Annotated in this window: 21 protein-coding genes; 20 read left to right on the plus strand and 1 reads right to left on the minus strand. The window is 72.6% G+C overall.

Annotated elements, in window-relative coordinates:
- Positions 1-37: 37 nt before the first annotated feature.
- The 7 genes from hisB to ACULK2_RS07815 all read left to right on the plus strand — a co-directional run bounded on the left by hisB (position 38) and on the right by ACULK2_RS07815 (position 9,988).
- Positions 38-652: an imidazoleglycerol-phosphate dehydratase HisB gene (gene hisB / locus ACULK2_RS07785; RefSeq protein ID WP_445969101.1), complete on the plus strand. Its 615-nt coding sequence runs from the start codon at positions 38-40 to the stop codon at positions 650-652.
- Entirely contained in the window at positions 649-1,287 is a 639-nt protein-coding gene (hisH, locus tag ACULK2_RS07790) for an imidazole glycerol phosphate synthase subunit HisH (RefSeq protein ID WP_445969100.1), read from the plus strand. The genes hisB and hisH overlap by 4 nt, the downstream gene beginning before the upstream one ends.
- 112 nt (positions 1,288-1,399) lie before the next feature.
- Entirely contained in the window at positions 1,400-2,146 is a 747-nt protein-coding gene (priA, locus tag ACULK2_RS07795) for a bifunctional 1-(5-phosphoribosyl)-5-((5-phosphoribosylamino)methylideneamino)imidazole-4-carboxamide isomerase/phosphoribosylanthranilate isomerase PriA (RefSeq protein ID WP_445969099.1), read from the plus strand.
- Complete coding sequence (locus ACULK2_RS07800) at positions 2,130-2,972, plus strand: SseB family protein (protein WP_445969098.1); 843 nt, start codon at positions 2,130-2,132, stop codon at positions 2,970-2,972. Before priA ends, ACULK2_RS07800 begins: the two co-directional genes overlap by 17 nt.
- A 64-nt stretch (positions 2,973-3,036) precedes the next feature.
- Entirely contained in the window at positions 3,037-4,461 is a 1,425-nt protein-coding gene (locus ACULK2_RS07805; protein ID WP_445969097.1) for a pyridoxal phosphate-dependent decarboxylase family protein, read from the plus strand.
- Between the two features lie 63 nt (positions 4,462-4,524).
- Positions 4,525-9,210, plus strand: a complete 4,686-nt coding sequence (locus tag ACULK2_RS07810; RefSeq protein WP_445969096.1) for an Lhr family ATP-dependent helicase — start codon at positions 4,525-4,527, stop codon at positions 9,208-9,210.
- A gap of 1 nt (position 9,211) precedes the next feature.
- On the plus strand, positions 9,212-9,988 hold the full coding sequence (locus ACULK2_RS07815) for a DNA-formamidopyrimidine glycosylase family protein (protein ID WP_445969095.1): 777 nt from the start codon (positions 9,212-9,214) through the stop codon (positions 9,986-9,988).
- 37 nt (positions 9,989-10,025) lie between these two features.
- Here the strand turns inward: ACULK2_RS07815 and ACULK2_RS07820 are convergent, their stop codons facing one another.
- Positions 10,026-10,421 (minus strand): DUF1844 domain-containing protein, encoded by a 396-nt coding sequence (locus tag ACULK2_RS07820; RefSeq protein ID WP_445969094.1) that lies wholly within the window; start codon positions 10,419-10,421, stop codon positions 10,026-10,028.
- A gap of 265 nt (positions 10,422-10,686) precedes the next feature.
- Between ACULK2_RS07820 and infC the strand changes: the two genes are divergently transcribed.
- The 13 genes from infC (at position 10,687) to argJ (ending at position 23,064) form a co-directional block, all read left to right on the plus strand.
- Positions 10,687-11,301: a translation initiation factor IF-3 gene (gene infC / locus ACULK2_RS07825; protein WP_445969442.1), complete on the plus strand. Its 615-nt coding sequence runs from the start codon at positions 10,687-10,689 to the stop codon at positions 11,299-11,301.
- A gap of 56 nt (positions 11,302-11,357) precedes the next feature.
- Positions 11,358-11,552 carry a 50S ribosomal protein L35 gene (gene rpmI / locus ACULK2_RS07830; RefSeq protein WP_067949205.1) on the plus strand — a complete coding sequence of 65 codons (195 nt, stop codon included), beginning with the start codon at positions 11,358-11,360 and terminating at the stop codon, positions 11,550-11,552.
- A gap of 32 nt (positions 11,553-11,584) precedes the next feature.
- Entirely contained in the window at positions 11,585-11,971 is a 387-nt protein-coding gene (gene rplT / locus ACULK2_RS07835; protein WP_430646277.1) for a 50S ribosomal protein L20, read from the plus strand.
- A 192-nt stretch (positions 11,972-12,163) separates the two neighbouring features.
- A complete protein-coding gene (locus tag ACULK2_RS07840; protein WP_445969093.1) occupies positions 12,164-12,964 on the plus strand; it encodes a TrmH family RNA methyltransferase in 801 nt (266 codons plus the stop codon).
- A gap of 85 nt (positions 12,965-13,049) precedes the next feature.
- Positions 13,050-13,835, plus strand: coding sequence for an amino acid ABC transporter ATP-binding protein (locus ACULK2_RS07845; protein ID WP_445969092.1), 786 nt, complete (start codon positions 13,050-13,052; stop codon positions 13,833-13,835).
- A gap of 55 nt (positions 13,836-13,890) precedes the next feature.
- A complete protein-coding gene (locus ACULK2_RS07850) occupies positions 13,891-14,766 on the plus strand; it encodes a glutamate ABC transporter substrate-binding protein (protein WP_445969091.1) in 876 nt (291 codons plus the stop codon).
- Positions 14,767-14,847: 81 nt separating this feature from the next.
- A complete protein-coding gene (locus ACULK2_RS07855; protein ID WP_445969090.1) occupies positions 14,848-15,495 on the plus strand; it encodes an amino acid ABC transporter permease in 648 nt (215 codons plus the stop codon).
- Entirely contained in the window at positions 15,492-16,400 is a 909-nt protein-coding gene (locus tag ACULK2_RS07860; protein WP_445969089.1) for an amino acid ABC transporter permease, read from the plus strand. The genes ACULK2_RS07855 and ACULK2_RS07860 overlap by 4 nt, the downstream gene beginning before the upstream one ends.
- Before the next feature lie 41 nt (positions 16,401-16,441).
- On the plus strand, positions 16,442-17,482 hold the full coding sequence (pheS, locus tag ACULK2_RS07865) for a phenylalanine--tRNA ligase subunit alpha (RefSeq protein ID WP_445969088.1): 1,041 nt from the start codon (positions 16,442-16,444) through the stop codon (positions 17,480-17,482).
- Positions 17,483-17,484: 2 nt separating this feature from the next.
- Positions 17,485-20,010, plus strand: coding sequence for a phenylalanine--tRNA ligase subunit beta (gene pheT, locus ACULK2_RS07870; protein WP_445969087.1), 2,526 nt, complete (start codon positions 17,485-17,487; stop codon positions 20,008-20,010).
- A gap of 179 nt (positions 20,011-20,189) precedes the next feature.
- Positions 20,190-20,603, plus strand: coding sequence for a DUF1801 domain-containing protein (locus ACULK2_RS07875; protein WP_445969086.1), 414 nt, complete (start codon positions 20,190-20,192; stop codon positions 20,601-20,603).
- Between the two features lie 263 nt (positions 20,604-20,866).
- Positions 20,867-21,910 (plus strand): N-acetyl-gamma-glutamyl-phosphate reductase, encoded by a 1,044-nt coding sequence (argC, locus tag ACULK2_RS07880; protein WP_445969085.1) that lies wholly within the window; start codon positions 20,867-20,869, stop codon positions 21,908-21,910.
- Positions 21,907-23,064 (plus strand): bifunctional glutamate N-acetyltransferase/amino-acid acetyltransferase ArgJ, encoded by a 1,158-nt coding sequence (gene argJ, locus ACULK2_RS07885; protein WP_445969084.1) that lies wholly within the window; start codon positions 21,907-21,909, stop codon positions 23,062-23,064. Before argC ends, argJ begins: the two co-directional genes overlap by 4 nt.

Below are 23,064 nucleotides of genomic sequence, written 5' to 3' on the forward strand. Positions count from 1 at the left end.
CGGAATCCTCGAACACGACCCCGAATAGGATGACCCCATGAGCACCGACCGCCCCACGCGCATCGCGCGCGTGCAGCGCGAGACCAGCGAGTCGAGCATCGACCTGTCGATCGACCTCGACGGCACCGGCACGAGCGACATCGAGACGAGCGTGCCGTTCTACGACCACCTGCTCACCGCGTTCGCGAAGCACTCGCTCACTGACCTCACGGTCCGGGCGAAGGGCGACATCGAGATCGACGTGCACCACACGGTCGAAGACGTGGGGATCGTGCTCGGACAGGCCATCCGCGAGGCGCTCGGCGACAAGCGCGGCATCTCGCGGTACGGCGATGCGCTCGTGCCGCTCGACGAGGCGCTCGCGCAGGCCGTCGTCGACATCTCGGGTCGTCCCTACCTCGTGCACACCGGCGAGCCCGCAGGGTTCGAGTTCCACCTGATCGGCGGTCACTTCACGGGCTCGATGGTCCGGCACGTGTTCGAGGCGATCGCGTTCAACGCGGGGCTGACCGTGCACGTCGACGTCCGCGGAGGGCGCGATCCGCACCACATCGCCGAGGCCGAGTTCAAGGCGTTCGCCCGCGCGTTCCGGCAGGCGAAGGCGCTCGACCCGCTCGTCAGCGGCATCCCGTCGACGAAGGGCGCGCTGTGACCGCGACCCGGCGCGTCGCCGTCCTCGACTACGGATCCGGCAACGTCCACTCGGCCGTGAAGGCGCTCGAGCGCGCCGGCGCCGAGGTCGAGCTCACCGCCGACCGCCGGGCGATCATGGAGGCCGACGGCCTCGTCGTCCCCGGCGTCGGCGCGTTCGCGGCGGTCATGGCCGGGCTCCGCTCGGTGCGCGGCGACGAACTCATCGACCGGCGGCTCGCCGGCGGCCGCCCCGTGCTCGGCATCTGCGTGGGCATGCAGGTCATGTTCGAGCACGGCGTCGAGCGCGGCGTCGACACCGAGGGACTCGGGGAGTGGCCCGGCGTCGTCACCGAGCTGCCGAGCGACGTGCTGCCCCACATGGGCTGGAACACCGTGCAGCCCGACCCGGGCTCGGTGCTGTTCGAGGGTCTCGACGAGGAGCGGTTCTACTTCGTGCACTCGTACGCGGCGCAGGGGTGGCACCTCGACGTCATCCCGCCGTTCCCGCAGCCGAGGCTGACCTGGGCCGAGCACGGCGGGCGGTTCCTCGCCGCCGTCGAGAACGGCCCGCTCTCGGCCACCCAGTTCCACCCGGAGAAGTCGTCCGAGGCCGGGATCCGCCTGCTCTCGAACTGGATCGGATCGCTCGGCTGACGCCGGTCGCGACCTCCCGAGACCTTCGATGCGTCACGGCCTTCCGGTGCGGACTAGGATGCTGTGACTGTGCCGAGGCCGCGTGTTCGCGGCATCCGATTCGAGGACAGTGATGAGTGAGTTCAACAAGACCCCCCGCCTGGTACTGCTTCCGGCAGTCGACGTGGCGGGAGGCAAGGCGGTTCGCCTGACGCAGGGCGAGGCGGGGACCGAGACGAACTACGGCGACCCCGTCGACGCGGCGGGGGACTGGGCGGACCAGGGGGCCGAGTGGATCCACCTCGTCGACCTCGACGCGGCGTTCGGGCGCGGTTCGAACGCCGGGATCCTGAAGAAGGTCATCCGGCAGGTCCGCGGCGTGAACGTCGAGCTCTCCGGCGGCATCCGCGACGACCGATCGCTCGAGAACGCGCTCGAGATCGGCGCGAAGCGCATCAACCTCGGCACCGCGGCGCTCGAGAACCCGGAGTGGGCGGCATCCGTCATCGCGCAGTACGGCGAGGCGATCGCGATCGGCCTCGACGTGCGCGGCACCACGCTCGCGGCGCGCGGCTGGACGAAGGACGGCGGCGACCTCTGGCAGGTCATGGACCGCCTCGAGGAGGCCGGCACCGCCCGCTACGTCGTGACCGACGTCACGAAGGACGGCACGCTTCAGGGACCGAACATCGAGCTGCTGCGACAGATCATGGAGCGCACCCGCCGCCCCGTCATCGCGTCGGGCGGCGTCTCCAGCCTCGACGACATCGCCGCGCTCCGCCAGCTCGTGCCGAACGGACTCGAGGGCGCGATCATCGGCAAGGCCCTCTACGCGGGCGCGTTCACGCTGCCCGAGGCGCTGGATGTCGCATCCCACTGACCCCGCGGCGGACTCCGCGGGCCGCCCCTGGGCGGGCCGGTCCACTGACCCCGCGGCGGACTCCGCGGGCCGCCCCTGGGCGGGCCGGTCCTTCGTGGCCAACCCGCACGCGGCCGATGACGGCCGCATGCCCGAGGCGCTCGGTGCCGCGCTGGCGAGCTTCCGCGCCGGTGACGGCGGGCAGGCGGATGTCGTCGCGGCGTTCGGCTCGGCCCGCCTGCTGATCCCGCTCCTCGCCGAACTCGGCGACGGCGGGACCGAGGTCGGCGCGCACGGCCACGCCGTCGACAAGAGCCAGGAGCTCTCGATCGTCACGGTCGAGGGTCCGGACGGCCGCCGCGTGCTGCCCGTGTTCGGGTCGGTCGAGGCGATGAACCGGTGGAACCCGGTGGCGCGGCCGGTGCCCGCCGACGGCGTGCGGGTCGCGCTCGCGGCCGCCGACGACGGCACCGAGCTCGTCGTGCTCGATCCGGGCTCGCCGACCGAGTTCGTCCTCCGCCGGCCGGCCGTGTGGGCCGTCGCCCAGCAGCAGGCGTGGTATCCGCCCGTGGAATCGGCTGCGGTGCGAGGCGCGTTCGAGCGCTCGATCGGCGGCGAGCTCGCGGTGCTCGGCGTCGAGCTCGTGGCGGGCGATCCCGACGCGCGACTGCAGGGCCCCGAGCTCGTCGTGCGCCTGCGGCTGATCGCGGGCCTGACCCGGGCCGAGCTGGATGCGACGACCGCGCGCCTCGCGCGACGCTGGGCCGCCGACGACGCCATCGCCACGGGTGTCGACTCGCTCGCGGTGAAGCTCGTGGCGGGGGACGCGGACGCGCCCGGCCGTTGACCCGGGCGACCCGGCGGGAGCAGGATCGGGACTGCGTGTCGATGCGCGGAATCCGTGGTGGATGATGACGGACGAACCATCGGGAGCCGACCCGGCCCCCGACCTGCGACCGCTCGACGGCGCCCTGCTGGACCGGGCGCATCGGCGCGCCGCCGCCTGGCTCGAGACGGTCGCCGAACGGCCGATCCCGCCGCGGGCGGGCGTCGAGGAGGTCATGGACGTGCTCGGGCGCGGACTGCCGCAACGCGGCGAGCCCGCGGACGCGGTCATCGACCTCCTCGCCGAGGGCGCGGAGCCCGGGCTCATCGCCATCGGTTCGCCGAGGTTCTACGGCTGGGTGATCGGCGGCACCCAGCCGGTCGCGCTCGCCGCGGACTGGCTCGTCTCCGCATGGGACCAGAACGCCGGGCTCGGGATCATCTCCCCGGGCATGGTCGCCGCCGAGGAGATCGCGTCCTCCTGGCTGCTCGACCTGCTCGGCCTCCCGGCCGGAAGCGACGTGGGCTTCGCGACGGGGGCGACCACCGCGCAGTTCGCGTGCCTCGCCGCGGCGCGCGACGAGGTGCTGCGGCGCGTGGGCTGGGCCGTCGAGGAGCAGGGTCTCAGCGGCTCGCCGCGCATCCGGTGGCTCGCGGGCGCCGAGCGGCACGGCACCATGGACCTCGCGGCGCGCTACCTCGGCCTCGGCGCGCCGACCGTGGTCGCGTGCGACGACCAGGGGCGCATCCGGCCGGACGCACTCGAGGCGGAGCTCGCGCGCGGCGAGGGGCCGGCGATCGTCGCGCTGCAGGCCGGCAACATCCACTCGGGCGCGTTCGACCCGTTCGCCGAGGCGTGCCGGATCGCGCACGAGGCGGGCGCGTGGGTGCACGTCGACGGCGCGTTCGGGGTGTGGGCCGCGGCATCCCCGCACCTCGCGCACCTGGCGGCGGGCGTCGCCGATGCCGACTCCTGGTCGACCGACGCGCACAAGACCCTGAGCGTGCCGTACGACTGCGGTGTCGCGATCGTGCGCGACGGGGCGGCGATGCGACGTGCGCTCAGCATGCAGGCGAGCTACCTCCAGGCGACGGACGTCGGCGCCGACCCGCACGAGAAGGTCGCGGAGCTCTCGCGTCGCGCGCGCGGCGTGCCGACCTGGGCGGTCCTGCGGCACCTGGGCCGCGAGGGCGTCGCCGAGCTCATCGACCGGCTCGCGGGATCGGCGCGGATCATCGCCGACGGGCTCGCGCAGCTTCCCGGCGTCGAGGTGCTGAACGAGGTCGTCTTCACCCAGGTCTGCGTCGCGCTCGAGGACGACGCCGCGACCGAGGCCCTGAGCGCCGCCCTGTGGGCGGACGGCGAGGTGCTCGCGATGACGTCGCGCTGGCACGACCGGGCGGTCGTGCGCTTCTCCGTGAGCAATTGGGGCACGGATGCCGCCCAGGCGCGCCGCACGGTCGCCGGGGTCGCCCGCGTGCTCGGCGAGCTGCGGGCGACGGGCGACTGAGCAGTCGCCGAGCGTCGTCGAACAGCCGGCCCCGATGTCGGCGGCATCCGCTTGAATGGGGGGATGACCGGGGCCATCGACTCGTTCGCGCCCGCGACGCGGGCGTGGTTCACCGAGTCCTTCCATGAGCCGACGCCCGTGCAGGATGCCGCGTGGCGCGCCATCGCGGCGGGGGAGCACGCGCTCGTGGTCGCACCCACGGGCTCGGGCAAGACGCTCGCCGCGTTCCTGTCGGCCATCGACCGCCTGCACCACGAGGCTCCGGCCGTCGACGCGACGACGGGCGAGGTGACGGATGCCGTTCCCCGCGCCACGCGCGTGCTCTACCTCTCGCCGCTCAAGGCCCTCGGCGTCGACGTGGAGCGGAACCTCCGGGCGCCGCTCGTGGGGATCGCCCGCACCGCCGCCGCGCTCGGCGTCGAGGTGCCCGAGGTCACGGTCGGCGTCCGCTCCGGCGACACGTCGCCCACCGACCGGCGCGCGCTCGTCAAGCGCCCGCCGGACATCCTCATCACGACGCCCGAATCGCTGTTCCTCATGCTGACCTCGCAGGCGCGCGAGACGCTCGCGGGCGTGGAGACGATCATCGTCGACGAGATCCATGCGCTGGCGGGCACCAAGCGCGGCGCGCACCTCGCGCTCTCGCTCGAACGGCTCGACGAGCTCGTGGCGCGGCCCGTGCAGCGCATCGGCCTCTCCGCGACGGTCCGACCGCACGAAGAGGTGGCGCGGTTCCTCGCCGGCACCCGGCCGGTCTCGATCGTCGCGCCGCCGTCGGGCAAGCGGTTCGACCTGCGGGTCACGGTGCCGGTCGACGACCTCGGCGACCTCTCGGGCGACGCCGGCGGCTCGGTGTGGCCGCACGTCGAGGAGGCCATCCTCGACGAGGTGCTCGCGCACCGCTCGACGATCGTGTTCGCGAACTCGCGCCGACTGGCGGAGCGGTTGACCGCGCGGCTCAACGAGCTGTGGGCCGAGCGCACGGCGCCGGCCGACGAGGTCGACGCGGCGGGGGAGCCGGGGGAATCCTCCGCAGCGTCGGAGACCCACCCGGGAACGGCCGACGAGGTCGCGATCGTCGGCGCCGGCGTGCAGGCGGCGGCCGAGGCATCCGTCGGCGCACGCACTGACCCGCCCGCTGCCGCGCCGGCCGGACGCCGACCGCCGGCGGAACTCCCCGGCGCGTCGGGCATCACCGCCGGCGCCGAGCCGATCATCGCGCGTTCCCACCACGGCTCGGTGAGCAAGGAGGAGCGTGCGCTCGTCGAGGCCGACCTGAAGGCCGGCCGCCTGAAGTGCGTCGTCGCGACCTCGAGCCTCGAGCTCGGCATCGACATGGGCGCGGTCGACCTCGTGATGCAGGTCGAGTCGCCGCCGTCGGTCGCGAGCGGCCTGCAGCGCATCGGCCGCGCCGGCCACCAGGTCGGCGAGGTGTCGAAGGGGCTGATGTTCCCGAAGCACCGCGCCGACCTGCTGCACTCCGCGGTCGTCGCCGAGCGCATGATCGAGGGCGCGATCGAGCCGATGCGGATCCCCGCGAACCCGCTCGACGTCCTCGCGCAGCAGACCGTCGCGGCCGCCGCGATCGACGAGTGGGACGTGGAGCACTGGTTCGACGTCGTGCGCCGCGCGGCCCCCTTCGGCACGCTGCCGCGATCGGCGTTCGACGCGACGCTCGACCTGCTCGCGGGCCGGTATCCCTCCGATCGATTCGGGGAACTGCGGCCCCGCATCGTCTGGGACCGCGACGCGGGCACGATCACCGGCCGGCGCGGTGCCCAGCGACTCGCGGTCACGAGCGGCGGCACGATCCCCGACCGCGGGCTCTTCGGCGTGTTCATGATCGGCGACGCCGGCCCCGGGCGACGCGTCGGCGAGCTCGACGAGGAGATGGTGTACGAATCGCGCGTCGGCGACGTGTTCGCGCTCGGCGCGACGAGCTGGCGCATCCAGGAGATCACGCACGACCGCGTGCTCGTCTCCCCGGCGTTCGGCGAACCGGGGCGGCTGCCGTTCTGGAAGGGCGACGGCATCGGCCGTCCTGCCGAGCTCGGCGCCGCGATCGGGTCGTTCATCGGCGAGCTCGCCGCGGCCGACGAGCCGACCGCACTCGCGCGCACCGTCGCCGCGGGCCTCGACGACCGTGCCGGCGCCAACCTCGTTCGCTTCATCGCCGACCAGCGCGAGGCGACGCGCGTCGTCCCCGATGCCGAGCACCTGGTCGTCGAGCGCTTCCGCGACGAGCTGGGCGATTGGCGCATCGTGCTCCACTCGCCGTACGGCATGCGCGTCCACGCGCCGTGGGCCCTCGCGGTGGATGCGCGCGTCCAGGAGCGACTCGGCGTCGAGGCGCACGCGGTCGCGAGCGACGACGGCATCGTGCTGCGCATCCCCGACACCGCCGACGAACCGCCCGGCAGCGAGCTGTTCGAGTTCGACCCAGAGGAGCTCGCCCAGCTCGCCACCGAGCGCGTCGGCGACTCGGCGCTGTTCGCGTCGCGCTTCCGCGAGTGCGCGGCGCGGGCGCTGCTGCTCCCGCGGCAGAACCCGGGCCGCCGTTCGCCGCTCTGGCAACAACGGCAGAAGGCGTCGCAGCTGCTCGAGGTCGCCCGCGACTACCCCGACTTCCCGATCGTCCTCGAGGCGGTGCGCGAATGCCTGCAGGACGTCTACGACCTCCCGGCGCTCACCGCCCTCGCGGAGCGCATCCGGGGCCGGCGCATCCGCTTCGTGGACGTCGCGACCGAGACCGCGAGCCCGTTCGCCGCGAGCCTGCTCTTCGGCTACGTCGGCGCGTTCATGTACGAGGGCGACGCCCCACTGGCCGAGCGGCGCGCCGCCGCGCTCTCGCTCGACCCGGGCCTGCTCGCCGAACTGCTCGGCACGGTCGAGCTCCGCGAGCTCCTCGACCCGGCCGTCGTCGAGGAGATCGAGCGGATGCTGCAGCGCCGGCATCCCGACCGGCTCGCGCGCGGCGAGGAGGGCGTGGCCGACCTGCTCCGCGAGCTCGGACCGCTCACGGTCGCCGAGATCGGCGACCGTATCGACGAGGCGACGGATGCCGCGGCATCCGTCGACGCCCTGGCCGCCGCGCGCAGGGCCGCCCGCGTGCGGTTCGCCGGGACCGAGTGGGTCGCGGCGGTGGAGGATCTGAGCCGGCTGCGGGACGCGCTCGGCGTACCGATACCACCGGGCCTTCCCGACGCGTTCGGCGAGGCCGTGCGCGACCCGCTCGGCGACCTCGTGAGCCGGTACGCGCGGACGCACGGCCCGTTCACGACCGGCACCGTGGCCGAGCGGTTCGGCATCGGCACCGCGATCGCGCACACCGCGCTCGCGCGGCTCGCCGGCGAGCGGCGCCTCGTCGAGGGGGCCTTCCTGCCGCACGGCAGCGGCGCGGAATGGTGCGACGCCGAGGTGCTGCGGCGGCTGCGCCGCCGGTCCCTCGCGGCACTCCGCGAGGAGGTCGAGCCCGTGGCGCCGCGCGAGTACGCCCGCTTCCTGCCCGACTGGCAGCACGTCGGCGGGCGGCTCAGAGGCGTGGACGGCGTCGCCGCGGTCATCGAGCAGCTCGAGGGCGTGCGCATCCCCGCCTCCGCGTGGGAGTCGCTCGTGCTGCCCGCCCGGGTCGGCGACTACCGGCCCGAGTTGCTCGACGAGCTGACGGCGAGCGGCGAGGTGCTCTGGGCCGGCCAGGGTGCGCTCGCCGGCGACGACGGCTGGATCAGCCTGCACCTCGCCGACACCGTGAAGCTCACCATGCCCGCACCGGTCGACCAGCCGCTCGACGCGATCGAGACCGAGCTGCTCGCGGTGCTCGGCGGCGGCGGCGCGTACTTCTTCCGGCAGCTCGCCGAATCCGTGGGCGCGACCGAGGACGCGCCGGTGCTCGACGCGCTCTGGCGGCTCGCGTGGGCGGGCCTCGTGACCAACGACACCTTCGCGCCCGTCCGCGGGCTGCTGCTCGGCGGCGGAGCGCACAAGACGCGCGCGAGCGCCCCCCGCGCCCGCATCCGCGGGCGCGCGGTGTCCCGCCGGGTCCTCGCCCAGGCGGCCGCCGCGGCGGAGGGCGCCCGCTCGCCGCGTTCGGCGCCGCCGCGCGCGGCCGGGCGCTGGTCGGTGCTCCCCGTCCCGAGCGACGCGGCGACGCCCCGCGCGCACGCGCTCGGCGAGACGCTGCTCGAGCGCTACGGCATCGTCACCCGCGGTTCGGTCGTCGCGGAGGACCACCTCGGCGGCTTCGCCCTCGCGTACCGCACGCTCGCCGGGTTCGAGGAGACCGGGCGCGTGCGGCGCGGCTACTTCATCGACGGGCAGGGCGGCGCGCAGTTCGCCACGAGCGCCGCGGTCGACCGGGTCCGCCAGGCGCCGCAGGGCGGCGCCGTCGCGCTCGCCGCGACCGACCCCGCGAACCCGTTCGGCGCGGCCCTCGACTGGCCCGAGCCGATCGTCGAGCTCACCCATCGGCCCGCGCGCAAGGCGGGCGCCGTCGTCGCGATCGTCGACGGCGAGGCGGTGTTCTACCTCGAACGCGGTGGACGCACCGCGCTCGTGTTCACCGACGGCGACGGCGTGCTCGCGCAGGCCGCGACGGCGCTCGCCGAGGCGCTGGCCCGGGCCCGCGGGGCGCGGTTCCGCGTGGAGACCGTGAACGGCGCACCCGTGTTCGGGTCGGCGCTCGACGCTCCGCTCCGCGGCGCCGGGTTCCGCGAGACCCCCCAGGGCCTCCGCTTCGAGGCGAGGGGCTGAGATGCCCGAGGGCGACACCGTCTTCCGCGTCGCGCGCCGGCTCGACGACGCGCTCGCCGGTCGCGCGGTCGTCCGCAGCGACCTCCGGGTGCCGTCGTACGCGACGGTCGACTTCGACGGCGAGGCGATCCGATCCGTCGGCAGCCGAGGCAAGCACCTGCTCATGCGCATCGGTGACCGCGTGCTGCACACCCACCTCAAGATGGAGGGGGAGTGGCGCGTGCTGCGGACCGGCCAGCGCTGGCCGCGGCCGGCGCACCGTGCCCGCGCGATCGTCGAGACGACGGATGTCACGGCCGTCGGCTTCGACCTCGGGCTCGTCGAGGTGTTCCCGGCTGCCGAGGAGGCCGATCGGCTCGCCTACCTCGGCCCCGACCTGCTCGGCCCCGACTGGGACGCCCTCGAAGCGGCGCACCGTCTCGCCAGGGACCCCGACGTCCCGTCGGTCGTGGCGCTCGCCGACCAGCGGAACCTCGCGGGACTCGGCAACGTGCTCGTCAACGAGGTCTGCTTCCTGCGCGGCATCCGGCCCCACCGTCCGATCGGCGAGGTCGACCTCGCCCCGGCGATCGACCTGGCGCGCCGCGTCATCCACGCCAACCGGGACCGCCTCGAACGGACCACCACGGGCGACACGCGGCCCGGACGGCGGCTCTGGGTGTACGGGCGCGCCGGCGAGCCGTGCCGCCGCTGCGGCACGCGCATCGAGTACGGCCGGTTCGGCCGCAACGACGTGGAGCTGCGCGACACCTACTGGTGCCCGCACTGCCAGCGGTGAGGGTCGGCGCGAGGCGCGGCCGGCGGTCGAGCCGGGCCTAGGAGACGGGCCCCGTCCACTTCTCACCCGGACCCTTGCCGAGGTCGTCGGGGATCGACGACGCCTCGCGGAACGCGAGCTGGAGCGAGCGCAGGCCGTCGCGGAGCGACCGGGCGTGCATGTCGCTGATCTCGGGAGCGCCGGCCGTGATGAGCCCGGCGAGGGCGTTGATGAGCTTCCGCGCCTCGTCGAGGTCGGTCTGCGACTCCGGGTCGTCGGCGAGGCCGACCTTGACCGCGGCGGCGCTCATGAGGTGCACGGCCGCCGTCGTGATGACCTCGACGGCGGGGACCTCGGCGATGTCGCGCGTGGCGTCGGCGACCGTCTGCTCGGTCCCTGCTTCGGGGTGGTCGTGCTCGGGCGCACGCGTGGGCTCGGGCGAAGTGTCGCTCACCGGGGGATTCCTCTGCTAGACTACTGCGGGCTCCGGGGCCAGTCCCCGGTACGAAAGTGGAGAGACTCCCACCCGCGCATACCGCTTCATCAAGGTTACCGGGTCGTTCGCACTCCCCTTCCCCGCTCGCGGGGGAGGAGCAAGGGTGCCGCATGAGCCCGCGGTGGAATTCCGCGGGGCGTCATCGCGTGGATTTCCGCTCTCGTCTTCGGGCGGCATCCGTCTCCCGAAGGGCTGGAACACCGTTCGAGTAGAGGAGACTCGCATCAGCGATCCGCGTACCAATGACCGTATCCGCGTCCCCGAGGTCCGCCTCGTGGGCCCTGGCGGAGAGCAGGTCGGCGTCGTGAAGATCGAGGTGGCACTGCGGCTCGCGCAGGAGGCCGACCTCGATCTCGTCGAAGTCGCGCCGAACTCCCGTCCGCCGGTCGTCAAGATCATGGACTACGGCAAGTACAAGTACGAGGCTGCGCAGAAGGCGAAGGAAGCCCGGCGCAACCAGGCGAACACGATCCTCAAGGAGGTTCGGTTCCGCCTCAAGATCGACAAGCACGATTACGAGACCAAGATGAAGCGCGCCGTCGGCTTCCTGAAGTCCGGCGACAAGGTCAAGGCCATGATCCTGTTCCGCGGTCGCGAGCAGTCGCGTCCCGAGATGGGCGTGCGCCTCCTCCAGCGCTTCGCGGAGGACGTCGCCGAGTTCGGCACGGTCGAGCACAACCCGACCATCGACGGTCGCAACATGGTCATGGTGATCGCGCCCCTCAAGAACAAGTCCGAGGCCAAGGCCGAGGCGAATGCACAGCGTGCTGCGGCCAAGCAGCGTCCGGCGGAATCCGCGGACGATGCGCCGCAGACGGCCGAGGCCCCCGAGGCCTAGGCCAGGCACCACGTCCGCCACCCCGGTGGCGGCAGAACCAAGGAGAGAGACGAGAGATGCCGAAGCAGAAGACCCACTCCGGGTCCAAGAAGCGCTTCAAGGTCACCGGCAGCGGCAAGATCAAGAAGCAGCAGGCCGGTATGCGCCACAACCTCGAGGGCAAGTCCTCGGTGCGCACCCGCCGCCTGAACCAGGACAAGGTCGCCTCGGCGCCCGACACCAAGGTCATCAAGAAGCTGCTCGGTCGCTGAGCGACGAGACCCGGTAAGGAAGAGACAGAGTCATGGCAAGAGTCAAGCGCGCAGTCAACGCGCACAAGAAGCGTCGGGTCATCCTCGAGCGCGCCGAGGGCTACCGCGGTCAGCGGTCGCGCCTCTACCGCAAGGCGAAGGAGCAGGTCACCCACTCGCTCGTCTACTCGTACAACGACCGCCGCAAGAAGAAGGGCGACTTCCGTCGCCTCTGGATCCAGCGGATCAACGCCGCTGCGCGCCAGAACGGCATCACGTACAACCGCCTCATCCAGGGCCTCGGCCTCGCGGGCATCGAGGTCGACCGCCGCATCCTCGCCGACCTCGCGGTCAACGAGCCGGCCACCTTCACGGGCCTCGTCGAGGCTGCCAAGAAGGCGCTCCCGAGCGACGTCAACGCTCCGAAGAACGCGGCGTAAGCTCGCTTCTCCCGAACGGCCCGGCACCCTCGTGGTGCCGGGCCGTTCGTCGCACCCGGGCCATGTGGCCGCGAGGCGAACGGATCCCGCCGGGCCGGAAGGCGCGAGCGGGCGGATGCCGCCGCTCCGTGCCGAACGGCGCGAACGGCGGGGCATCGCGGGCACCGCGACATCCGTCGGTAGGCTTGAGGCGTGCTGGAGAACCCGAGGTCCCCGCGCGTACGGGCCGTCGCGAAGCTCGCGAAGAAACCCGCGCGCGTCGAGACGGGCATGTTCCTCCTCGAGGGGCCGCAGGCGGTCGCCGAGGCGCTGACCTTCCGCCCGCAGCTCGTGGTCGAGCTGTACGCGACCCCGACCGCGCTCGAGCGCTACTCCGACATCGGCGACACGGCGATCGACGCGGGCGTCGACGTCGAGTACGTGACGGAGGAAGTGCTGAACGCGATGGCCGACACGGTCACGCCGCAGGGCTTCGTCGCCGTCTGCCACCAGTTCCCGACCGCCGTGAAGGACGTCTTCGCGACGCGGCCGAAGCTCGTCGCGATCCTCGAGGAGGTCCGCGACCCGGGCAACGCGGGCACCATCGTCCGGGCGGCGGATGCCGCCGGGGCCGACGCCGTCGTCTTCACCGGTCGCGCGGTCGACCTCTACAACCCCAAGGTCGTGCGTTCGTCGACGGGCTCGATCTTCCACCTGCCGGTCGCCGTCGGCGCCGAGCTCGAGGACGTGCTCGCCCGCGCCCGCGAGGCGGGCCTCACGATCCTCGCGGCCGACGTGAAGGGCGAGGACCTGCTCGACGCTCGGCGCGACGGCGTGCTCGCGCGGCCGACCGCATGGCTCTTCGGCAACGAGGCCAGGGGCCTGCCCGACGACAAGCTCGCTCTCGCCGACCGGGTCGTCACGGTGCCGATCTACGGACACGCCGAGTCGATGAACCTCGCGACCGCGGCATCCGTCTGCCTCTACGAGAGCGCCTTCGCGCACCGCGACTGATCTCGCACCCGTCGAGGTAACGGAACGGTAAACCCCCCGCTCGGGCGGTGGCCGGGAAGGGCCCTCGGGCCCTAGTTTGAGGGGTATGCCGGCCGACACCGCTCCACGCACGTCGAACATCTCGGTCCGCCGGGGTGAACCCCTGGTCGTGATCGACCACGTCGAGAAGCACTTCGGCGACCTGCACGTGCTGAACGACATCAACACGGTCGTCAACCGCGGCGAGGTCGTCGTGGTCATCGGGCCGTCGGGCTCGGGCAAGTCGACGCTGTGCCGCGCCATCAACCGGCTCGAGACCATCGACTCGGGCAGCATCACGATCGACGGCGCCGTCCTGCCCGAGGAGGGCGCGGAGCTCGCGAAGCTCCGTGCCGACGTCGGCATGGTGTTCCAGTCGTTCAACCTGTTCGCGCACAAGACCGTGCTCGAGAACGTCACGCTCGCGCCCATCAGGGTGAAGCGGATGTCGCGCAAGGACGCCGACGCGAAGGCCATGGAGCTCCTCGAGCGCGTCGGCGTGGCGGACCAGGCGAAGAAGATGCCGGCGCAGCTCTCGGGCGGCCAGCAGCAGCGCGTCGCGATCGCCCGGTCGCTCGCGATGAACCCGAAGCTCATCCTCATGGACGAGCCGACGAGCGCACTCGACCCCGAGATGATCAACGAGGTCCTCGACGTCATGGTCGGCCTCGCCGAGCAGGGCATGACGATGATCGTCGTGACCCACGAGATGGGCTTCGCCCGCAAGGCCGCCGACCGCGTGCTGTTCATGGCCGACGGCGCCATCGTCGAGGAGGCCGTGCCGGCCGAGTTCTTCGACCACCCCAAGACCGACCGCGCGAAGGACTTCCTGTCGAAGATCCTCGCCCACTAGACCTCCGCGGCCACGAGCGGCGGGGACCCGAACGACACGAGAGATGAGGCACGACATGAGACGCAGCAGAATCGCCCTGGTCGCCGCGGCGGCCGCGACCGCGCTCCTGTTCGCCGGCTGTGCCGGCGACGCCGGCACGCCCGGCGACGAGGGTGACGACACCACGGTCGAGGAGGCCCCCGAGTTCGAGGAGGGCACGACGATGGCCGAGCTCGCCGAGGCGGGCACCGTCACCGTCGGCACCAAGTTCGACCAGCCCCTCTTCGGCCTGGTCGGCCCCGACGGCGTGCCGGTCGGCTTCGACGTCGAGATCGCGAAGATCATCGCCGGCGAGCTCGGCATCGCCCCCGAGGACATCGAGTGGGTCGAGACGGTCTCGGCCAACCGCGAGCCGTTCATCGAGAACGGCCAGGTCGACTTCGTCGTCGCGACGTACACGATCAACGACGAGCGCAAGGAGGTCGTCGACTTCGCCGGACCCTACTTCGAGGCCGGTCAGTCGATCCTCGTCCTCGCCGACAACGAGGACATCACGAGCGAGGACGACCTCGTCGGGCAGCCCGTCTGCTCGGTGACGGGATCGACCCCCGCCGCGAACCTCAAGGAGCTCGGCGCCGAGGTCATCGAGACGGACACCTACAGCAACTGCCTCGAGCCGCTCCGCAGCGGCCAGGCCGTCGCGGTGTCGACCGACAACGTGATCCTCGCCGGTCTCGTCGACCAGAACCCGGGTGAGTTCAAGGTCGTCGGTGAGCCGTTCACCGCCGAGCCCTACGGCATCGGCGTCATGAAGGGCGACGACGAGTTCCGGGCCTTCATCAACGACGTCCTCGAGCAGTCATACGAGGACGGCTCGTACGAGGCCGCCTGGGAGGACACCGCGGGCAGCGTGCTCGAGTTCCGCGAGCCGCCGGCCGTCGACCGGTACTGATCCGATCGGAGGTCCGGGCGCCGCTCGGCGTCCGGACCTCCCGGCTCGGCACGCCGGCCACACACCACAGGAAGGAAGCGCGTGGACGCGGTCCTCGACAACTTCCCGCTCTATCTGCAGGGCTTCGGCACGACCGTCCTCCTGCTGGTGGTCTCGGGAATCGCCGCTCTCGTGATCGGCACGCTCATCGCCGCCATGCGCATCTCGCCGGTGCCGTCGCTCCGCTGGTTCGCGACGGTCTACACGGAGCTCGTGCGGAACACCCCGCTCACGCTCGTGCTCTTCTTCTGCGCGTTCGTGCTCCCGCAGCTCGGCTCGCGCCTCGACTACGTGACGGCGGCGATCATCGGCCTCTCGGTCTACACGTCCCCGTTCGTCGCCGAGGCCCTGCGCTCCGGCGTCAACGGCGTCCCGGTCGGCCAGGCCGAGGCGGCTCGCAGCGTCGGCTTCGGCTTCTCGCAGACCGTCGGGCTCATCGTCCTGCCGCAGGCGTTCCGGATGACGATCCCGCCGCTCATCAACGTCTTCATCGCGCTGACGAAGAACACGTCGGTCGCCGGCGGCTTCTTCGTCGTGGAGCTGTTCGCCGTCGGTCGCACCGTCGCGAACGCGCGCGGCGACGAGGTGATCCCGGTCCTGCTCGGCGTCGCCGCCTTCTACCTGCTCATCACGGTGCCGCTCGGACTCCTCGCGGCCCGACTCGAACGACGTTGGGTGGTGCAGCGATGACGAACGTGCTCTTCGACGCCCCGGGTCCGGTCGCCCGGCGCAACTCGCTGATCGCCTCGATCGCGGGCGGGCTCGCCATCCTCGGCGGGCTCGCATGGGTGTTCTTCACGCTGAACGCTCCCCGAGGCGACCTCCCCGGGTACTTCGACCCGTCGCGGTGGGACATCTTCGCCGACCCGACGGTGTGGCGCTACATCTTCGTCGCGGGCGTCTGGGGCACGCTGCGCGCCGCGCTGACGGCCGCGGTGCTCGCCGTCGCCCTCGGCATCGTCTTCTCGCTCCTGCGCAGCGCCCAGGCCGCGTGGATCCGGATCCCCACGGCCGTGGTGCTCGAGTTCGTCCGCGGCATGCCCGTGCTGCTGATGATGCTGTTCATCCTGCTCGTGCTCAACACCGGCTCGTTCTGGGCGGTGGTCGCCGCTCTCACGCTCTACAACGGCGCCCTCATCGGAGAGGCGCTGCGCGCCGGTCTCGCCTCGCTCCCGAGAGGGCAGCGCGAGGCGGGGCTGAGCCTCGGCATGCGCCCCATGCAGTCGAAGATGCTGATCGAGTTCCCGCAGGCGTTCCGCCAGATGCTGCCGATCATCATCGCCCAGCTCGTCGTGCTCCTGAAGGACACGTCGCTCGGCTACATCGTCGGGTACGTCGAGCTGCTGCGGGTCAACATGAACCAGCTCGCGAGCTTCTACGGCAACTACTACCTGTTCTCGTTCTTCATCGTCACGCTCGTGCTCTACCTGGCGATGAACCTGTCGCTGTCGTGGTTCGCACGGTGGGTCGCCAAGCGCACGGCGCGGCGAACCGGGCAGAAGCCGCTGAACCCCGACGAGGAGAACGAGGAGCTGCTCAAGGGGATCGCCAAGGCGAACGCCGAGTCGCGGCAGATGGGTCAGGGTTCGATCTAGCGCTCACGGGCGCTCGCCGCCCGCGACTAGACTCGACTCTCGTGTCCGAGCCCCTCCAGATCTCCGAACCGGCCGTCGCGGCCGCCGTCGATGCGGCCCTCGCCGCGATCGCGGTCGCCGACGACTCCGCCGCGCTCAAGGCCGTCCGCACCGAGCACACCGGCGAGAAGTCGGCCCTCGCGCGGCTGAACGCGTCGCTGCGCGACGTCCCCAACGACCAGAAGGCCGCCCTCGGCAAGCTCGTCGGCTCCGCCCGCGGGCGCGTGAACCAGGCGTTCGCCGCGCGCGAGGCCGAGATCCTCGAGGCCGAGGCCGAGGCCCAACTCGCCGCCGAGGCGGTGGATGTCACGGCGCTGCCGTCGCGATTCACCCCCGGGGCGCGCCATCCGCTCGCCCTGCTGCAGGACCGCGTCTGCGACGTCTTCACGGGCATGGGCTGGGAGATCGCCGAGGGTCCCGAGGTCGAGAGCGAGTGGTTCAACTTCGACGCGCTGAACTTCGACGCCGACCACCCCGCGCGCGCGATGCAGGACACGTTCTTCGTCGACCCGCCCGAGGCGCACCTCGTCATGCGCACGCACACGAGCCCCGTGCAGGTGCGCTCGATGCTCGAGCGCGAGGTGCCGATCTACGTGCTCGCACCGGGTCGCGTCTACCGCACCGACGAGTTCGACGCCACGCACCTGCCCGTGTTCATGCAGTTCGAGGGCCTCGCCGTCGACAAGGGCCTGACCATGGCGCATCTGCGCGGCACGCTCGACCACTTCGTGAAGTCGATCTTCGGCGAGGAGGCGAAGGTGCGGCTGCGCCCGAGCTTCTTCCCGTTCACCGAGCCGTCGGCCGAGCTCGACTTCTGGCACCCGACCTTCAAGGACGGCCCACGCTGGATCGAATGGGGCGGCTGCGGCATGGTGCACCCCAACGTGCTCCGCGCCGCGGGAATCGACCCCGAGGTCCACACGGGCTTCGCCTTCGGCATGGGCATCGAGCGCGGGCTCATGCTCCGCAACGACGTCCAGGACATGCGCGACATGGCCGAGGGCGACATCCGCTTCTCACAGCAGTTCGGAATGGTGGTCTAAGCATGCGAGTGCCGCTCAGCTGGCTCGCCGAGTACGTCGATCTCCCGCCGGGCACGTCCCTCGAGGACGTGCACGCCGCCCTCGTGCGCGTCGGGCTCGAGGAGGAGGACGTGCACACGTTCGACCTCCAGGGCCCGATCGTGGTCGGCGAGGTCCTCGAGTTCGTCGAGGAGCCGCAGTCCAACGGCAAGACCATCCGCTGGTGCCAGGTGCGCGTGGCGCCCGACGGCGAGCAGGCCGCCGACGGCGGCGACGCCGTGCACGGCATCGTGTGCGGTGCCCGGAACTTCTTCGCCGGCGACAAGGTCGTGGTGACCCTGCCCGGATCGGTGCTTCCCGGGCCGTTCCCAATCGCGGCGCGCAAGACCTACGGGCACGTGTCCGACGGCATGATCGCCTCGGCGAAGGAACTCGGCCTCGGCGAGGACCACGACGGCATCCTGCGCCTGTCGACCCTCGGCATCGACGCGCCCGTCGGCACCGACGCGATCGCGCTGCTCGGCCTCGACGACGCGGCGGTCGAGATCAACGTGACGCCCGACCGCGGGTACGCGTTCTCGATCCGCGGCGTCGCCCGCGAGTACGCGCACGCGACCGGCGCGGTCTACCGCGACCCCGCCCAGCAGGTGGCTGCGGCGGATGCGTCGGCCGACGCGTTCCCCGTCGCGGTCCGCGACGAGGCGCCCATCCGTGGCCGCGTCGGCGCGAGCGTCTTCGCGACGCGCATCGTGCGGGGCATCGACCCGGCCCGGCCCACGCCGGCGTGGATGGTCGCGCGGCTGAAGCTCGCCGGCATCCGCTCGCTGTCGCTGCCGGTCGACATCACCAACTACGTCATGCTCGAGCTCGGCCAGCCGATCCACGGCTACGACCTCGATCGGCTGCAGGGCGGGATCGTCGTGCGACGCGCGGCCGAGGGGGAGACCCTCGAGACGCTCGACGGCAAGGTGCGCACGCTCCACGCGGAGGACCTGCTCATCACCGACGACCGCGGCGCCATCGGCCTCGCGGGCGTCATGGGCGGCGCCGACACCGAGATCGGCGACACGACGACGAACGTGCTCATCGAGGCCGCGAACTTCGACCCCGTCTCGATCGCCCGCACCGCGCGCCGGCACAAGTTGCCGAGCGAGGCGTCCAAGCGGTTCGAGCGCGGTGTCGACCCGGCGGTCGCCGGTGCGGCCGCGGCGCGCGTCGCGCAGCTCCTCGTCGACCTCGCGGGCGGCACCGTCGACGAGCACGGCTCGCTCATCCACGAGGCGCCCGCGCGCGAGGCCATCCGCCTCCCCGACGGCTTCGTCACGGGGCTCATCGGCGTCGAGTACACGGCCGACGAGGTGCACGATGCGCTCGCCGAGATCGGCGGCGCGGTCACGCGCGTCGAGGACGGCTTCGAGGTCGTCCCGCCGTCGTGGCGCCCCGACCTCACGGCGAACGTCGACCTCGCGGAGGAGGTCGCGCGCCTGCTGGGCTACGACCGCATCCCGTCGGTGCTGCCGGTCGCCCCGCCCGGGCGGGGGCTGACGCGTTCGCAGCGCGTTCGTCGCGGCGTCGCCGACGCGCTCGCGGCCGCCGGGGGGATCGAGGTGCTCGCGTTCCCGTTCGTCAGCGAGGCCGAGAACGCCGTATACGGGTCGGCCGACGGCTCGCCCGTGGCGAGCGTGAAGCTCGCGAACGCGCTGGACGCGACGGTGCCGTTCCTGCGTCGCTCGCTCATCCCGGGCCTCATGGGCGTCGCGCGCCGCAACCTCTCGCGGGGCTTCACCGACCTCGACGTCTACGAGCTCGGCCTCGTGTTCCTGCCGGAGGCGGGTCGCGCGTACGGCTCGGCCGAGCTCCCGGTCGGCTGGGAGCGGCCCTCCGACGACACGCTCGCCGAGCTGAACGCCGGCATCCCCGCGCAACCCCGTCACGTCGGGGTCCTGCTCGCGGGCGACGTGCAGTCGAAGCAGCCGGGCCGTGCCGCCGAGACGGCGGGCATCGCCGATGCGCTCGACGCCGTCCGCCGCATCGCGCACGCTGCGGGAGCCGAGGTCGAGTTCGCGCAGGGAGCGCACCAGGCGATGCACCCCGGCCGGACCGCCGAGGTCCGCGTCGCCGGGCAGCTCGTCGGCTACGCGGGCGAGCTGCGCCCGAAGCTCACCGCCGAGGCCGACCTGCCCCGCGTGGTCGCGGTCGCCGAGGTCGACCTCGACGCGATCATCGCGCTCGCGGGCGACGCCGTCCAGGCCGAGCCCATCGGCACGCTGCCCGCCGCCACGCAGGACCTCTCGCTCGTGGTCGCCGACGACGTGCCCGCCGCGGCCGTCGCGGACGCCGTCCGCGAGGGTGCCGGCGCACTCCTCGAGCACCTGCGGCTCGTCGACGACTACCGGGGGCAGGGCGTGCCGGCGGGTTCCAAGAGCCTCACGTTCGCCCTGCGCTTCCGCGCCGGGGACCGCACGCTGACGGCCGCGGAGGCGAGCGACGCCAAGCTCGCCGGCGCGGCGCTCGCGGGGGAGCGTCTCGGCGCGACCATCCGTGAGTAGCGGGGCCGGCACCTGACATCGACGCCCCGGCGACGCATCCGATCCGATGCCTCGCCGGGGCGTCGCGCGTGACGCGGGTCGTCGAGGTTCCGACGCGGGCCGGTCGTTCGATGGAGGACCGGCGGCGCCGCGCCGGGATCCGCCGGGCGGGACCGTTCGGCCAGGCGTACGCTGGCCCCATGGCCGAAGCGAAGACGGTCCCCACGGGGGCCTCGGTGTCGGAGTTCCTCGGCGCGGTCGAGCCCGCGGGTCGGCGGGAGGACGGCTTCGTCCTCCGCGAGCTGTTCGACCGCGTGACCGACACCGATGCGGTCATGTGGGGGCCGTCGATCGTCGGATACGGCCTGCACCACTACCGCTACGACTCGGGACGCGAGGGCGATACGCCGGTCGTCGGCTTCTCGCCGCGCAAGGCATCGATCTCGCTGTACGGCCTGCAGACGCCGGGGGCGGACGAGCTCATCGACCGGCTCGGCTCGGTCAAGGTCGGGGCCGGATGCCTCTGGGTCGGCCGTCTCTCGACGATCGACCTCGGCGTGCTGGAGTCGCTCGTCGACCGCGCCTGGGTGCGGACGCGCGGCGACGACCTCTGACCCGTCGGGCGCCATCGTTCCACGGCGCCATGCGTTCCACGGGCGCGTCATCGTTTTGCGTCGGGCGGACCCGCGGGACTAGGGTCGCTGCATGTCCACCGCCCGGCCCGCCGACGTCGCACGCGTCCTGCGTGCCGTCGTGCTGCGCGGCCGACGTCGGGGCGAGCGCCGAATCCAGGCGACTCCCGCGGCGGCCTGAGCCTGCCGCCCTGGGCGTCGCCGGAGCCGTCACCCCCGACCGATCAGCCCATAAGGTGGATTCCATGACGTTTACCGTCGCCGTCTCCGGCGCGTCCGGCTATGCGGGCGGCGAGCTGCTGCGGCTCCTCGCCGATCATCCCGAGTTCGACGTGCGGACCGTGACCGCGCACTCGAACGCGGGCCAGCCCCTCACCGCGGTCCAGCCGCACCTGCGCAGCTACACGCACCTCACGCTCAAGGAGACCTCGGCCGATACCCTCGCCGGCCACGACGTCGTGTTCCTCGCGCTCCCGCACGGCGCGTCGGGCGCGATCGCCGCACAGCTCCCCGCGGACACGCTCGTCATCGACTGCGGCGCCGACCACCGGCTCGAGGACGCCGGCGACTGGGCGGCGTTCTACGGCGGCGACTTCCACGGCGCGTGGGAATACGGCGTGCCCGAACTGCCGCGCATGTCGGGCACGCAGCGCACCCGGCTGGCTCGCACGAGGCGCATCGCCGCGCCGGGCTGCAACGCCTCGACGGTCGCGCTCTCGCTCGCGCCGGGCATCCGCGCCGGCGTCATCGAGGATGCCGACCTCGTGTCGGTGCTCGCGGTCGGTCCGTCGGGCGCCGGGCGGGCGCTGAAGGCGCATCTCCTCGGCTCCGAGATCCTCGGTTCCGCGAACCCGTATGCCGTCGGCGGCACGCATCGGCACATCCCCGAGATCCAGCAGGCGCTGCGCTGGGCGGGCGCGGCCGCGCCGACGATCTCGTTCACGCCCGTGATCGTGCCGATGTCGCGCGGCATCCTCGCGACCTCGACCGCCCGGGTGGTACCGGGAACGGATGCCGCGGCCGTCCGTGCGGCCTGGGAGGACGCGTACGCGGGGGAGCCCTTCGTCCAGGTCCTCCCGAAGGGGCAGTTCCCTCGCACCGCCGACGTGCTCGGCGCGAACACCGCGCTCATCGGCCTCGCGGTCGACGAGGCGGCCGGTCGCGTCGTCGTCGTCACCGCGGTCGACAACCTGGTGAAGGGCACCGCCGGCGCCGCCATCCAGTCCGCCAACATCGCCCTCAGCCTCGCGGAGGCGACCGGCCTGCCCGTGAACGGAGTCGCACCATGAGCGTGACCGCACCCCAGGGATTCGACGCGGCGGGCATCGCGGCCGGCATCAAACGGTCCGGCGCGCTCGACCTCGCCGTGGTCGTCAATCGCGGCCCATCGAAGGCGGCCGCCGCGGTCTTCACCTCGAACCGCGCGAAGGCGAACCCCGTCCTGTGGTCCGAGCAGGTCATCCAGGACGGCACGGTCGCCGCCATCGTGCTCAACTCGGGCGGCGCGAACTGCTTCACGGGCCCCGAGGGGTTCCAGGTCACGCACCGCACGGCGGAGGCCGCGGCATCCGCCCTGGGCGTCTCGGCGGGAGACGTGCTCGTCTGCTCGACCGGGCTCATCGGCGATCAGCTCGACGGCGAGGTGCTCGAGGAGGGCGTGCTGTCCGCGGCGAACCGCCTCGCGGGCGACGACGCCGCAGGCGCCGACGCGGCGCGCGCCATCATGACGACCGACACGAAGCCGAAGACCGTCGAGGTCGTCGTCGACGGATGGCGCATCGGCGGCATGGCGAAGGGTGCGGGCATGCTCGCCCCCGGGCTCGCGACGATGCTCGTCGTGCTCACGACCGACGCGGTCGTCGAGTCTGCCGGCCTCGACGCGGCCCTCCGGCAGGCCGCACGGGTCACGTTCGACCGCCTCGATTCCGACGGCTGCATGTCGACGAACGACCAGGTCACGCTGCTCGCGTCCGGCGCGTCGGGCGTCGAGCCCGACCCGGAGACGTTCGCGGAGGCGCTCACGACCGCGTGCCGCGATCTCGCGTTGCAACTGCAGGCGGACGCCGAGGGTGCGAGCCACGACATCGCGATCGAGGTGCGCGGCGCGGTCACCGAGGAGGACGCGGTCGAGGTGGGACGCTCCGTCGCTCGCAACAACCTCTTCAAGGCGGCCGTCTTCGGCAACGATCCGAACTGGGGGCGCGTTCTCGCCGCGATCGGCACCACCTCGGCGCCCTTCGACCCGTACCTCGTCGACGTGACCATGAACGGGGTCCGTGTCTGCCACGCCGGCCGGCCCGACCGTCCGCGCGACGACGTCGATCTCACCCCGCGCGCGACGCACGTGCTCGTGGAGCTGCACGCGGGCGAGGCATCCGCCACGATCTGGACGAACGACCTGACGCACGACTACGTGCACGAGAACAGCGCGTACTCGAGCTGA

The sequence above is a fragment of the Agromyces molybdatiresistens genome, from assembly GCF_052748445.2.